Below are 13,967 nucleotides of genomic sequence, written 5' to 3' on the forward strand. Positions count from 1 at the left end.
CGCTGTCCAAGATTTGGACGGCGCTCTTCAACAGACTTTATCGCCTGCACTCTAGTGTCCCAATCTGACCAGGTGGCGGTCATGGGAAAGAGGGTATCCGACGATGAAGCCAACAACCCTGATAAGTCTGGGGCTATCGCTGTTGCTGGGCGCAGGTGCGGTTTTCCTTGGCCGCAACTACATGACGTCGAATACGTCTGATGCATCTGCAGCAAGTCTCATGCCAGCTGTCGAGATGTCGTCCGTGCTCGTCGCCACCTCGGTTATCGAGACCGGAGACCTCATCGATCGCTCCGCACTGAAGGCAACGCCCTGGCCGGCCGATTCGGTTCCGGCCGATGCCCTGCGCAGCTTTGATGAGCTCAATGAGATTGCCTATGCGCGCGGACTGATTGTGCCGGGCGAGCCCCTGATGCGAACCAAGCTCGATCAAACCGGGTCAGTGCTGACGCTTGCCGCGTCGATCACGCCGGGCATGCGAGCCGTATCCGTTGTTGTGGGCAATGATACGGGAGTGGCAGGCTTTGTCCTTCCAGGCGACAGGGTCGATGTGAACGAATTTGTGTCGCTTGAGGAAAGCGGCCGCTCCTCTGTGCGCGATGGCGAGCGTGCATCGGGCGACGTGATCGCGCGATCCGTGCTCAGGAATGTGAATGTGCTGGCCATCGACCAGACGTTTGAAGCCGGCCTCGAAGGCGCACGCCCCTCCAGCACGGTGACCCTTGAGGTGACGCCGGATGATGCGCTTGCATTGAGCGCAGCCAGCCAGCGCGGTGCGCTGGGCCTGGCCCTGATCGGACGCCGCGAGGAAGCCGATCTGGTAGCCGAGATACGCAAGGCCCCGGAGCCGGTGCGTGTCGTGTCACGGCCGCGCGTGGTACGGGCTCCATCGACGGCGCGTATCCGGGTGATCAACGGCGATGCAGAAACGGAAGTCACCACGCCGGTGGCCAAGGAAAAGGCTCCGGCCGGAGGTGCCAGCAAATGAAAAGTTTCCAGAAATTCCTGACAGCCTGTTTTGCGGCGATCATCCTGGCGGCCCCGTCCTCTGGCGCGTGGATACAGCGCAACGCACCTGATGGTGCGACGGTGCTCGTGCTCGAAAAGGGCCGCTCGACGGTCGTCGAAGCCGATCTCAAGTTTGCAACACTGGTTGTCGCCGATCCCGAAATTGCCGACGCGATGGCAACATCAAACCGGTCCTTCTTCCTGCGCGGCAAGCTGCCAGGCACGACAACGGTCCTGATCTATGATGCCGCCGGTGAAATCGCCGAGCTCATTGAAGTCGAAGTCGAGCTTGGCCTTGATGAATTGAGAACGGACCTGAAGAATCTTCTGCCAGGCGAAGACATCAATGTCTACGCCGTGCATGATGGCGTCTTCCTGGATGGCAAACTGACAACAGCGGCGGCGGCCGAAATGGCGCTGCAACTTGCCGAGCGGCATGTGCCGGGCGGAGTGGCCAATGGGCTTTCAGTCGGTCAGAGCCAGCAGGTCCTGCTCGAAGTGCGCTTTGTCGAGGCCAGCCGCAGTGCGGTGAAGGAAATCGGCTTTGGCAATTCGTTCGATGCCAATGATGTTGTCGGCGTGACTGACGGCGGCACGATTTCGGGAATTGCAGAGAAGACAATCGCCTTGTTCACGAATGTCGGAAACGAGAATGTCGATATCACCTTGCGTGCACTGGAGCAGAAGGGAGTCATCCGTACACTGGCAGAGCCGAACCTTGTGGCACTGTCGGGTGACACGGCCAGCTTCCTGGCGGGGGGTGAGTATCCCATTCCGGTTGCCAACGAGAACAACCAGATCAGTGTGGAATTCAAGAAATTCGGCGTGAGCCTGGACTTCACGCCAACGGTTCTGGGCGACGGACTCGTCAACCTGCGTGTGCGTCCGGAAGTGTCGTCGTTGGACCGCGCCAATGGCATCCGGTCGGCCGGCATTGAAATACCGGGTATTTCCGTGCGCCGGGCCGATACGACGATCGAGCTGCACGACGGCCAGGCCTTTGCGATCGCGGGCCTCCTGCAAAACGACTATTCCAATGATGTGCGCCAGACGCCGTGGCTGGGCAATGTGCCAGTGCTGGGCCAGCTGTTCGCGTCCAAGCGCTACCAGAAGAATGAGAGCGAGCTTGTAATCATCGTTACGCCGCGTCTCGTGCAGCCGGCGCCGCATCCGGACATGCTCAGTTCGCCGCTGGATGCATTCGCTGAACCGACTGAAGCCGAGCTGTTCCTGCTGGACCAGACGGCCATCGTTCCACTGGCAAACTAGGGAGGCCACGACATGAGAAAATACAACCGGAGCACCGGCACGATCGCCGCCCTTGCCCTGCTGACCGCATGCGCCAGCCACGACCATCAGGATGTTTACCTGTTGGGTGGTGCGACCGAGACAAACATTGCCGCCCAATCCGTGCGCGATGTGAATCTTCCGAACTCGCGGCAGATCGAGTCGACGTCGGGCGTAAGAGCCGCGAATGCCGTGAAGGCACTGAACGAAGGCAAGCCGAAAGAACTGCGTCAGGCGTCCGCCGGCGGAACGGGCCGCTGACATGTTTGAACCCGTCCTGAAACCGGAACCGACACTGCCGCCGTCGAACCGGGTGATCCCTTCGCTTGCCGCGCTGGCCAGCCCCGAGCGGATGGCGGCGCTCAAGGCCTGTTGCGCAGAGTTTTCAGATCTCTCGGGGCTTTCATCGTCCGAGATCGTCCTGCGCCATGGCGGGGGCCTGGTGCTCGTCGAGCAGGGCGTTGACGGCTATGACCAGGTGATCCTGACACTGGCTGTGGAGCGTCCCAACACGGCGGTCATCGTTGTATCCGACCAGTTGCCTGGCCATATGGTCAGGGCACTAATGAAGCTGGATGCATCCGATATCGTGCCCGGTTCGGCCGGCATTGAGGAAGTGATCGATGCTGCCGAGCAATTGCGTGAGACGCAGTCAGTTCAGGGGTCTGGCGCGACATCGAAATGCTGGGCATTTCGCGGCGCGGTTGGCGGTGCGGGTGTATCGACGCTGGCCATTGAAAGCGCCTTTGCTCTGGCGCGCAAGGTGGGCCCCGGAAAGGTCTGCCTGGTCGACCTGAACGTCGCCGACGGCATGGTCACGTCATTTCTGGAAGCCGTGCCGAAGCTGGATCTCTATGCCCTCGCCGATGCGCCTGAACGCCTTGACCAGCGCCTGCTGGCGGCCTGGTGCTGGGAGCACGCCGACGGCGTGTCGCTGATCGCCGCGCCGCGCAACCCGGATGCCGATCTTCTGGCTGGCGAGCCTGCCATGCTTCGCCTGCTGGATGTGGCATGCAGCGCATTCGAATACGTGCTGGTGGATATGCCTCGCCACATGATGCCCTGGACAAAGCCCATTCTGAGCGCCGTCGACGAGGCGATCATCGTAAGCGAATTGACGGTGCCGAGCCTGCATGCGGCCGCTGACATGTGCCGGGAAACGGATGCCCTGCGGGGCGACCGCGGCACGTCGAAACTCGTGCTGAACCGCATGTTCCCCAAGAAGCGCTTCCGTGCCGAGTTTGCGGTCGACAAGGCCGAACAGGCTATCGAGCGGGAGATACACACGACGATCGCGTCCGACTGGGACGCGGCGCGCACGGCAGTCAATCTCGGCAAGCCCATTGCCGACGTGAAGCCCAAGAGCCAGCTCGTGCTGGACGTCCAACAATTCGTTGACCGGCTCCTGCCGGATGACGTTGCCGCGGGAGCGGCACAACCCCAAGCAAGGAAGCGCGCGAAATGAGCCGGTTCGGATCGAGTACTGCGGCGCCTGCGCCGGTCATCATGCCGACTGCGAAACCCGATGACGCAAAAGCGCTGCTTGCTCAGGTGCTCACGAAAGCCAAGGACGAAACCAAGGCATTCGACCTGCTCGACGCCAAGCTGCGCGTGCATGCAAAACTGATCGACGAACTTGACCTGTCGGCGCTGGACAAGCTGGATGACGGCACGATGCGCCAGCGTGTGCGCGGGATCATTTCGGAAATCATCCGCAAGGAAGAAATGGCGCTTTCCTCGTCGGAAGAGATATCCTTCGCCGATGCCGTGATGGATGAAATGACCGGTCTGGGACCCATCGAGCCCCTGCTGAAGGACGATTCCATCGCAGACATCCTGATCAACGGCTACGATCAGGTCTACATCGAACGCCATGGCGAACTTCAGCTGGCGCCAGTCCGCTTTGCCGACAACGACCATTTGCTGCGCATCGTGCAGCGGATTGTTTCCGCGGTAGGCCGCCGCGTTGACGAAAGCCAGCCGCTGGTCGATGCGCGCCTTCTGGATGGCAGCCGCGTGAACGCCGCCATCGCGCCGATTGCGATTGACGGCCCACTGGTTTCGATCCGCAAGTTTTCCAAGTCTCCGCTGACGATGGACAAGCTGGTCAGCTTTGGCGCCATTCCTGGGCCTGTCGCCGAGTTCATTCTCGGAGCGGTCAAGTGCAAGGCGTCAACCGTCATCTCGGGCGGTACGGGTTCAGGCAAGACAACGCTTCTCAACGCATTGTCATCGGCGATCAGCCCGAAAGAGCGTATGATCACGATTGAGGATGCCGCCGAACTCCAGCTGCAGCAGCCGCATGTCGCGCGGATGGAAACGCGCCCGCCAAATATCGAGGGCAAAGGCGAAATCCGCCAGCGAGAACTGGTCAAGAACGCGCTGCGCATGCGGCCTGACCGGGTCATTCTCGGCGAGGTGCGGGGTGAAGAGGCATTTGACATGCTGCAGGCCATGAATACAGGCCATGAAGGGTCGATGGCGACCATCCACGCCAACAATCCGCGCGATGCCATCACGCGCCTCGAACAGATGGTCATGATGGGCGGAATGAAGATCTCCGAAGAAGCCATCCGGGGGCAGATTGCCTCTGCCGTGAACTTCATCGTTCAGGCCTCACGCCTATCAGACGGTTCGCGCAAGGTTATGTCGATTGCCGAGATTACCGGCATGGAAGGCTCGGTCATCCAGATCCAGGAAATCTTCAAGTTCGAACGCACTGGCACGACGGCAGAGGGCAAGGTGATCGGCAAGTTCGTCGCGACCGGCCTGCGCCCGAAATTTCTAGACGAGATGGAACGGCGCGGTGTTCCCATGCCCGCCGGCATGTTCGACCCTGCAACTGTTTTCTAGAGGTTCGCGACGTGCTCGGCCTGCCAGATATGTCCGGTTACAATATGTTCCTCGTGATCTGTGCGATCATGGCGGCGGGTGCATTCTTTTTCGTGATCCAGGCGGGGTCGGAGCTTGTCACACAGGCAAAGACCCAGCGCATTGTGAACCGCAGGCTTCAGTTCAAGGTCAAGTTTGCGAGCACAAGCGAGGCCATGGTCGAACTGCGCAAGAGCCGGGGCCTTGATGCCGACGGCAACTTTGCGATGCCGCTCGAGCGGTTCAACCGTCTCGTTGTTCGTTCCGGCCTGCCGTACCAGCCTCTGAGATGGGCCGCCATGTCGCTCGCAGCCGGACTGGTCGCGGCGATTGCCTATGTCCACTTTGTTGGCGGCTGGTTGCCGGCTGGCGGCATTGCGATTGTGGTGTTCTTTCTCGGGCCACTGGCTGTGCTCAAGCATGTCGCCGGCAAGCGCCGCAAGAAGCTGGCGGCGCAACTGCCGGATGCCTTGCAGATCGTCTGCCGCAGCCTTGAGGCTGGCCACCCCGTGGCGACGGCTGTCGCGCTAGTGGCGCGGGAAATGCCTGACCCGATCGGAACGGAATTCGGCATGACGGCGGATGAAGTGTCCTATGGCTTTTCGCTGACCAATGCCGTCCAGCGCATGGCCGAGCGTTCAGGCGATCCGGATGTCGAGCTGTTCGGCGCGACCGTCCGCCTTCAGGAGAAGACGGGCGGCAACCTGTGTGACTTGCTGAAAGCCAACACAACGACGATCCGCGAACGCCAGACAATGCGCCTGAAAGTGAAGGCAGCATCATCTGAGGGGCGCATGTCGGCGCTGATCCTGACGGCGGCACCATTCCTCGTCATGCTGGCCATCCATCTGACGCGGCCGGAATTCTACGGCAACGTGATCCACGATCCGCTCATCCGATATGGGTTCGCAGGCCTGTTCGTATGGATGTTCATCGGCAACATGGTCATGCGCAAGATGATCAATTTCAAGATGTAGGACGCCGAAGTGAACCTCGACCTGTCATCTTCTCCGGAAATCTGGGCGCCCATTCTGATGCTGGGCGCGGCGGTTGCGCTGTTGTTCCCAAGCCTGCTGTCCTTTCTGCGCAGTCGCCGCGACCTTGAAAGCGTCGAGCGCCGGCTGGAGCGGCGCGGACCGGCCATTGCAAACACCGAACAGCGCCGGAACCAGAGCCGAATCGGCAAGGCGGTGGCGGGGATGGCCGACCAGATGGCGCCCGGCGATGACGAGCAGGGCGTCAGCGCCGCCAAGGCACGCCTCGCCTCAGCAGGTTTTACCAGCAAGTCTGCTGTCGGCCGTTACTATTTTGCCCGGCTTGTCTGTATCGTACTGCCTCAACTCGGCCTCCTGGCGGCGTTGCCCTACCTTGCACACCTGCCCGGCAACACGCCGCTCATCATCTCTGTCATGCTGGTCATGATCGGATTGATCGCGCCTGGAATGTATCTGGATAAGCGCGCCAAGGCCCGGAGGCAGGAATGTTCGGCCGGCTTTCCCGACATGATGGACTTGCTCGTCGCCTGCGTGGAGGCCGGGCTCAGCCTTGATGCGTCTGTCCAGCGTGTCGGCGAAGAGCTGGAACTGCGCCACCCCATCATTGCGGGCTTCATGCGGTCGCTCTCGCTTGAGCTGCGTGCCGGACGGGCCCGAAAGACTGCCTGGCGGGGTTTTGCAGACCGGATGGGAATTGAAGAGGCGGGGTCTTTGGCGACCATGCTGCGCCAGGCCGAAGAAATGGGCACCAGCCTGGGGCAGACGCTTCGCGTCTTCTCCGCGGACATGCGCCAGCGGCGCATCCTGTATGCTGAAGAAAAGGCCATGGCCTTGCCCGCAAAACTCACTTTGCCATTGGTTTTCTTTGTTTTTCCGGTTCTCCTGGGCGTCTTGACTCTGCCTGCGGTGGTGATGTTCAAGGAAATTCTTTGATGAAATGGGCGCTAGGCGAGTCAGGCCACTATTGATAGAAACAGACGCATGAGCACAACATATCTCGATTTTGAAAAGCCCATTGCTGAACTCGACGCCAAGATTGCGGAGCTCGAGGCCCTCTCAGGCCAGAAGGGCGGGCCGTCCATCAAGGACGAACTCAACAAGCTGAAGGCCAAATCGACCAAGCAGCTGAAAGACATCTACTCAGACCTCTCCGCCTGGCGGAAGACGCAGGTCGCCCGGCATCCGGACCGCCCGCACCTGTCTGACTATATCGCCACGATTTTCGAGGATTTCGAGGAACTGGCCGGCGACCGCCTGTTCGGCAATGACGAGGCCATTATTGGCGGCCTCGCCCGGTTCAAGGGCCGGTCTGTGGTCCTCATGGGGCATGAGAAGGGCCGCACGACCGAGAAACGCCTGAAACACAATTTCGGCATGGCTCACCCTGAAGGCTATCGCAAGGCCGTGCGCCTGATGGACATGGCGGAGAAGTTCAACCTGCCGGTCCTCAGCTTTCCCGATACGGCGGGCGCCTATCCCGGTAAGGGCGGGGAAGAGCGCGGGCAGGCCGAAGCGATTGCGCGTGGCACCCAGCGCGGCCTGTCGCTGGGTGTTCCCTTCGTGACGCTGATCATCGGCGAAGGCATGTCGGGCGGTGCCATCGGCATCGCGGCGGCCAACAAGGTGCTGATGATGGAACATGCGATCTATTCGGTGATCTCGCCGGAAGGCTGTGCGTCGATCCTGTACCGCGATCCGGCCAAGGCGCGGGATGCGGCGGAAGCCATGAAGATCACGGCGCCGGACCTGTTGAAGACAAAGGTGATCGACGGTGTGGTCAAGGAACCGATTGGCGGCGCGCATCGCGATCCGCAGCGGGCCATGGCGGCAGCGGCGAAGGCGCTGGATGCCGCCCTCAAGGAACTGGAAGGCATGTCACCGCAGGAATTGCGGCGCCAGCGCCGCGACCGGTTCTATGCCATCGGCCGCGAGATCGCTTAAGCGCCGCTTGTAATCGTGCGTCCGAACGGTCAGGCTGATGCCAGATCCTTGGAGGCCAATTCCTTGTTTTGTTTCACTTTAGATGCAAATCCCCTGAACATGGCGGGTGAAACACGCCAGTTGGGCGACTGAAATGGCGGAAAAGGACTGGATTGCGCGTTACTTCGCGCCGCTGGCAAAAGGGCAGGGGGCGGCCGGGTTGCGGGACGATGTCGCGCAGCTGGGAACGACGGGTCCTGTAGCAATCACTGTGGATGCGATGGTGGAAGGGGTGCATTTCCTGGCCAGCGACCCGATTGATACGGTCGCGCGCAAGCTGGTGCGGGCGAACGTGTCGGACCTGCTGGCGAGTGGCGCCGAGCCCGCTGAGGCGCTGCTGACACTCGGCTGGCCAAAAGCCCGCGGAGAGGCGGAAATCGCAGCATTTTCTGCAGCTTTGGGCGACGAGTTGAGCGCGTGGGGCGCGCAGCTGATCGGCGGCGACACGGTGACCAGCCCCCTCGGCCTGTTCCTGTCCCTGACGCTGACGGGGCGCTGCCTGGCTGACGGCCCGGTGCGCCGGACGGGCGCCAAACCGGGTGATGCCGTGTGGCTGACGGGGTGCATCGGGGGTGCCGCGAGGGGGTGGGAGGCGGTTTCGGGGGGTGACAAGGGGGTGGCAGGGGGGTGGCGGGACGCCTACCGGCTGCCGGACCTGCCGCCGCTCGCCGCTGCCGCTTTCATCGCCCGTCATGCAAGCGCCGCCATGGACGTGTCGGACGGCCTGCTGATTGATGCAAGGTCGCTGGCGGCGGCTTCAGGGGTCAGCCTGGAGATCGACCTTGGGGCGGTGCCGTTTGCGGGCGGGGCGGATGGCGAGGCGGAGATGCTGAAGCTGGCGACCTGGGGCGATGACTACCAGGTCCTGTTCACGGCGCCGGAGGCCGCATCGGCCACGATCGCGCAACAGGCGAGTGATGAGGGCATACAACTCGCCCGAATCGGGAAAATCTCTGACATGTCAGGCCTGTCACTGATTTTGCGGGGCCGGAACGTTAACCTGCCTGAAACCCTAGGGTTCGAGCATGGATGAATCGGGTCGCCAGTGACTCGCGTATGAAGGGAGGCAGGTTGCCTCGATCAGGAGGGGCTGGCAGGCATTTACCCATAATAACCAGGTTTTGGAGATCCGGGGCAAACCCGGACCCGCAAAGAGACTCAGGGAAGGAAGGAAGTACCCATGTGGTTTTATATAGCACTCGCCGCAGGCGTTGTGTCGGTCCTGTACGGTTACCTTCAGATCAATTCGATCATGAAGGCCCCGTCAGGCGACGCACGAATGCGTGAAATAGCCCTGGCCATTCAGGAAGGCGCGAACGCCTACCTGAAGCGCCAGTACCGGACGATCGCCATTGTCGGCGCCGTTGTTGCCGTCATTCTGCTCGTTCTGCTCGGCTGGATGGCCGCTGTCGGCTTCATCCTCGGCGCCGTCCTGTCGGGCGCTGCAGGTTTCATCGGCATGCTCGTGTCTGTCCGCGCCAATGTGCGCACGACGGAAGCGTCGAAGAGCGGCCTCAGCGCCGGTCTTGCCCTGGCGTTCAAGTCTGGTGCGATCACCGGCATGCTCGTGGTCGGCCTCGCCCTGCTCGGGATCGTTCTCTATTACGGCCTGCTGACCGGCCCGCTCGGGCTGGACCTGTCGGTACGTGACGAGAAGCGGCACGTCATTGATGCGCTCGTGTCACTGGGCTTTGGTGCCTCGCTTATCTCGATCTTCGCGCGCCTTGGCGGCGGTATCTTCACCAAGGGTGCAGATGTCGGCGGTGACATGGTGGGCAAGGTGGAAGCCGGTATCCCGGAAGATGACCCGCGCAACGCGGCCACCATCGCGGACAATGTCGGCGACAATGTCGGCGACTGCGCCGGCATGGCGGCTGACCTGTTCGAAACCTATGCCGTGACCCTGGTCGCGACCATGGTTCTGGGCGGCATCTACTTCGCCGGATCGCCGGACATTTCCGCCGTGATGATGCTGCCGCTGGCGATTGCCGCCGTGTGTATCATCACCTCGATCGTGGGCACCTTCTTCGTGCGCCTCAGCAAAGGGTCCACGGATGTCATGTGGGCGCTCTACAAGGGCCTCATCGTGACCGGCGTTCTGTCGGTTGGCGGTCTGGCCATCGCCATCAGCAGCGTGTTGCCCAACGGGTTCGGTGTCTTGAACGAAGCCGGTGCGCGGCTTGGCATGGTGGGCGACATTACCGGTTTCGACCTGTTCCTGTGCGGCGTCACGGGCCTCGTCGTGACCGCGCTGATTGTCTACATTACGGCCTACTATACCGAGACCAAGTTCCGTCCCGTGCGCTCCATCGCCAAGGCGTCGGAGTCGGGCCATGGCACGAACGTGATCCAGGGGCTTGCTGTCTCGCTCGAGTCGACGGCGCTGCCATCGATCACGATCATGGCGGGCATCCTGCTCACGTTCAATCTCGCGGGCCTCTACGGAATCGCGATTGCCACGACGACCATGCTGGCGCTCGCCGGTATCATCGTGGCTCTCGATGCCTTCGGTCCGGTGACGGACAATGCCGGCGGCATTGCGGAAATGGCTGAACTGCCATCGGACGTGCGCAAGACGACCGACGCGCTGGACGCGGTCGGCAATACGACCAAGGCGGTGACCAAGGGCTATGCCATCGGGTCTGCGGGCCTCGGCGCGCTGGTCCTGTTTGCGGCCTATTCGGAAGACCTGAAATACTTCATCGCTCAGGCCGACCCGGGAACCTTCTTCGACAATGTCGTGGTCGACTTCTCGATCTCCAGTCCGTACGTCGTGGTTGGCCTGCTGTTTGGCGGCCTGTTGCCCTTCCTGTTCGGCGGCATGTCTATGATGGCCGTCGGGCGCGCTGCCCAGTCGGTGGTCGAGGAAGTGCGCCGCCAGTTCCGCGAAATGCCGGGCATCATGAAAGGCGAAGTGAAGCCTGATTATGGCCGGGCCGTGGATATCCTGACGCAGGCGGCGATCAAGGAGATGATCGTGCCGTCCCTGCTGCCTGTGCTGTCGCCCATCGTGCTGTTCGGTGTGATCTTCGTGATCGCCGGGGCCGGTGCAGCCCTGTCAGCTGTCGGTGCCATGCTCCTGGGTGTGATCGTGACCGGCCTGTTCGTGGCCATCTCGATGACCTCGGGCGGCGGTGCCTGGGACAATGCCAAGAAGTATATCGAAGACGGCCATCATGGCGGCAAGGGCTCTGAAGCCCATAAGGCTGCCGTGACCGGTGATACGGTGGGTGATCCTTACAAGGACACGGCCGGACCAGCCGTCAACCCGATGATCAAGATCACGAACATCGTGGCCTTGCTGCTTCTGGCGGTTCTTGCCGCGCACTAAGGCGCGCTCCGTACGCAAATAAAAAAAGCCCCGGTGCATATGCGCCGGGGCTTTTCCCTGAATCGGGGACCTGCCTCTTGGGGGAGATCAGGCGAGGTCGAAACGATCCGCGTTCATCACCTTGGTCCAGGCGGCAACAAAGTCGTCGACGAACTTTTGCTTGCTGTCATCCTGGGCATAGAGTTCGGAATAGGCGCGAAGGATCGAGTTGGATCCGAAGACGAGATCCATGCGTGTCGCTGTCCACTTCACGGCATCCGTCTTGCGGTCACGGATTTCGTAGATGCCGTTGCCTGACGGCCTCCAGTAATTTTCCGTGTCGGTCACGTTGACGAAGAAGTCATTGGTCAGCGCGCCTTCCTTGTCAGTGAACACGCCGTGCCTGGTGCCGCCATGATTGGTGCCCATGACGCGCATGCCGCCGACGAGAACCGTCATTTCCGGCGCCGTCAGGCCGAGAAGCTGTGTGCGGTCGAGCATCAGCTCCTCGGCGCTGACGTCATACTCCGCCTTCTGCCAGTTGCGGTAACCGTCATTGATGGGCTCCAGCGGTTCAAAGGATTCCGCATCCGTCATCTCGGCCGTCGCATCGCCGCGGCCCGGTGCAAACGGCACCTTCACATCGACACCAGCCTTCTTCGCGGCCTGCTCGATGCCGACATTGCCGGCGAGCACGATGACATCCGCCACGCTGGCGCCTGTGCTGGCGGCAATGCCTTCGAGGACTTTCAGAACCTTGGCAAGCCGGACCGGCTCGTTGCCTTCCCAATCCTTCTGCGGGGCAAGGCGGATACGGGCGCCATTGGCGCCGCCCCGCATGTCTGACCCGCGATAGGTGCGGGCGCTGTCCCAGGCTGTCGAGACCATCTCATTGATGGACAGGCCGCTGGCGGCGATCTTCGCCTTCACGGCATCGACATCATAGCTGGCATTGCCGGCCGGGACCGGGTCTTGCCAGATCAGGTCTTCCTGCGGGACTTCGGGGCCGAAATAGCGTGCTTTCGGGCCCATGTCGCGGTGGGTCAGCTTGAACCAGGCGCGCGCGAAGGTTTCCGAGAAATACTCGAAATCATTGTAGAAACGCTCGGAAATCTTGCGGTATTCCGGGTCCATCTTCATCGCCATGTCGGCGTCGGTCATGATCGGCATCTTGCGGATCGAGGGATCCTCGACGTCGACGGGCATGTCCTCTTCCTTGATGTCGACAGGCTGCCACTGCCATGCGCCGGCCGGGCTTTTCTTCAGTTCCCACTCATGGTTCAGCAGGAGGTCGAAATAGCCATTGTCCCATTGGGTCGGGTGGGTGGTCCAGGCGCCTTCAAGGCCGCTGGTCACGGCGTCGCGGCCGATGCCGCGGGTCTTGTGATTCATCCAGCCGAAGCCCTGCTCCTCGATCGGTGCCGCTTCCGGGGCAGGGCCGAGATTGGATTCCAGGCCATTGCCATGCGCCTTGCCGACCGTGTGGCCGCCAGCGGTGAGGGCGACTGTTTCCTCGTCATTCATGGCCATGCGCTTGAAGGTGACGCGCACGTCATGGGCGGACTTGAGCGGATCAGGCTTGCCGTCGCGGCCCTGCGGGTTGACGTAGATCAGGCCCATATGGACGGCGCCAAGCGGCGCTTCGAGCGAAGTCGGGTCTTCGGCATTGGCATAGCGAAGGACGCTGTCAGCCAGCCATTCCTTTTCCGAACCCCAGTAGACGTCCTTTTCAGGTGCCCAGATGTCTTCGCGGCCGAAGGCGAAGCCGAACGTCTTGAAGCCCATGGATTCGTAGGCGACGTTGCCGGCGAGGATGTAGAGGTCGGCCCAGGAGACTTTGTTGCCGTATTTTTTCTTGATCGGCCAGAGCAGGCGGCGCGCCTTGTCGAGGTTGCCATTGTCCGGCCAGGAGTTGAGCGGGGCAAAGCGCTGGTTGCCCGTGCCGCCGCCACCGCGGCCGTCAAACAGGCGGTAGGAGCCGGCTGCGTGCCAGGCCATGCGGATCATCAGGCCGCCATAATGGCCCCAGTCGGCCGGCCACCATTCCTTGCTGTCGGTCATCAGGTCGTTCAGGTCCTGCTTGAGGGCCTTCACGTCCAGCTTCTTGAGCTCTTCACGATAGTTGAAGCCCTTGCCCAACGGGTTGGTCTTCGTATCGTGCTGGCCCAGGATGTCGAGATTGAGCGCGTTGGGCCACCATTCCATGACCGTCCTGCCGATGGCGGTCATCCCGCCATGCATCACCGGGCACTTGCCGGCACTTGCCATATCATTTCCGTCCATTTTGCTCTCCCATTGCTGTTATCTTGCGGCCCACTCGCCTTGTGCGCGAGGATACGCCTTCCGGCGCCATTGATCCAATCGATTATGGGGAATCGAATTATAGAGAACGTCTATAGGTTTGCATTCGCCTGCAGGCATGGGCATCCGGGCCACGAGTACACAACGGACAGAAATGAAAAAGCCCCGGAACCGGGGTTCCAGGGCCTGGGATCAATGGGCGGTGGAGGCCAGCG

At 61.6% G+C, this 13,967-nt stretch carries 11 protein-coding genes; 10 read left to right on the plus strand and 1 reads right to left on the minus strand.

Annotated elements, in window-relative coordinates:
- The first annotated feature begins 103 nt into the window (after window positions 1–103).
- The 10 genes from cpaB to VR74_RS14995 all read left to right on the plus strand — a co-directional run bounded on the left by cpaB (window position 104) and on the right by VR74_RS14995 (window position 11,472).
- Window positions 104–988, plus strand: a complete 885-nt coding sequence (cpaB, locus tag VR74_RS14950) for a Flp pilus assembly protein CpaB (protein ID WP_045698167.1) — start codon at window positions 104–106, stop codon at window positions 986–988.
- Complete coding sequence (locus VR74_RS14955; protein WP_299950751.1) at window positions 985–2,277, plus strand: type II and III secretion system protein family protein; 1,293 nt, start codon at window positions 985–987, stop codon at window positions 2,275–2,277. Before cpaB ends, VR74_RS14955 begins: the two co-directional genes overlap by 4 nt.
- A 12-nt stretch (window positions 2,278–2,289) precedes the next feature.
- A complete protein-coding gene (locus VR74_RS14960; RefSeq protein WP_045698169.1) occupies window positions 2,290–2,556 on the plus strand; it encodes a hypothetical protein in 267 nt (88 codons plus the stop codon).
- 1 nt (window position 2,557) lies between these two features.
- Window positions 2,558–3,760, plus strand: a complete 1,203-nt coding sequence (locus VR74_RS14965) for a hypothetical protein (RefSeq protein WP_045698171.1) — start codon at window positions 2,558–2,560, stop codon at window positions 3,758–3,760.
- Window positions 3,757–5,148, plus strand: a complete 1,392-nt coding sequence (locus VR74_RS14970) for a CpaF family protein (RefSeq protein ID WP_045698172.1) — start codon at window positions 3,757–3,759, stop codon at window positions 5,146–5,148. The genes VR74_RS14965 and VR74_RS14970 overlap by 4 nt, the downstream gene beginning before the upstream one ends.
- A 29-nt stretch (window positions 5,149–5,177) precedes the next feature.
- Complete coding sequence (locus VR74_RS14975; RefSeq protein WP_299950754.1) at window positions 5,178–6,143, plus strand: type II secretion system F family protein; 966 nt, start codon at window positions 5,178–5,180, stop codon at window positions 6,141–6,143.
- Window positions 6,144–6,152: 9 nt separating this feature from the next.
- The gene (locus VR74_RS14980) at window positions 6,153–7,094 is read left to right on the plus strand and encodes a type II secretion system F family protein (protein WP_299950757.1); all 942 of its coding nucleotides are present in this window, start codon (window positions 6,153–6,155) and stop codon (window positions 7,092–7,094) included.
- A 48-nt stretch (window positions 7,095–7,142) separates the two neighbouring features.
- Window positions 7,143–8,102, plus strand: coding sequence for an acetyl-CoA carboxylase carboxyltransferase subunit alpha (locus VR74_RS14985; RefSeq protein ID WP_045698174.1), 960 nt, complete (start codon window positions 7,143–7,145; stop codon window positions 8,100–8,102).
- A 106-nt stretch (window positions 8,103–8,208) separates the two neighbouring features.
- Window positions 8,209–9,174 (plus strand): thiamine-phosphate kinase, encoded by a 966-nt coding sequence (gene thiL / locus VR74_RS14990; protein WP_299950760.1) that lies wholly within the window; start codon window positions 8,209–8,211, stop codon window positions 9,172–9,174.
- Between the two features lie 147 nt (window positions 9,175–9,321).
- Window positions 9,322–11,472, plus strand: a complete 2,151-nt coding sequence (locus tag VR74_RS14995) for a sodium-translocating pyrophosphatase (protein WP_045698178.1) — start codon at window positions 9,322–9,324, stop codon at window positions 11,470–11,472.
- A gap of 87 nt (window positions 11,473–11,559) precedes the next feature.
- Here the strand turns inward: VR74_RS14995 and katG are convergent, their stop codons facing one another.
- The gene (katG, locus tag VR74_RS15000; RefSeq protein WP_045698181.1) at window positions 11,560–13,734 is read right to left on the minus strand and encodes a catalase/peroxidase HPI; all 2,175 of its coding nucleotides are present in this window, start codon (window positions 13,732–13,734) and stop codon (window positions 11,560–11,562) included.
- Between the last annotated feature and the right edge of the window lie 233 nt (window positions 13,735–13,967).

Origin of the sequence: Hyphomonas sp. BRH_c22, from assembly GCF_000961795.1 — a bacterium.
Taxonomy (GTDB): Bacteria; Pseudomonadota; Alphaproteobacteria; order Caulobacterales; family Hyphomonadaceae; genus Hyphomonas.

Coding starts and splice junctions, on each gene's coding strand:
- cpaB (WP_045698167.1), top strand. CDS start 104: ATGAAGCCAACAACCCTGATAAGTCTGGGGCTATCGCTGTTGCTGGGC.
- VR74_RS14955 (WP_299950751.1), top strand. CDS start 985: ATGAAAAGTTTCCAGAAATTCCTGACAGCCTGTTTTGCGGCGATCATC.
- VR74_RS14960 (WP_045698169.1), top strand. CDS start 2,290: ATGAGAAAATACAACCGGAGCACCGGCACGATCGCCGCCCTTGCCCTG.
- VR74_RS14965 (WP_045698171.1), top strand. CDS start 2,558: ATGTTTGAACCCGTCCTGAAACCGGAACCGACACTGCCGCCGTCGAAC.
- VR74_RS14970 (WP_045698172.1), top strand. CDS start 3,757: ATGAGCCGGTTCGGATCGAGTACTGCGGCGCCTGCGCCGGTCATCATG.
- VR74_RS14975 (WP_299950754.1), top strand. CDS start 5,178: ATGTCCGGTTACAATATGTTCCTCGTGATCTGTGCGATCATGGCGGCG.
- VR74_RS14985 (WP_045698174.1), top strand. CDS start 7,143: ATGAGCACAACATATCTCGATTTTGAAAAGCCCATTGCTGAACTCGAC.
- VR74_RS14995 (WP_045698178.1), top strand. CDS start 9,322: ATGTGGTTTTATATAGCACTCGCCGCAGGCGTTGTGTCGGTCCTGTAC.
- katG (WP_045698181.1), bottom strand. CDS start 13,734: ATGGACGGAAATGATATGGCAAGTGCCGGCAAGTGCCCGGTGATGCAT.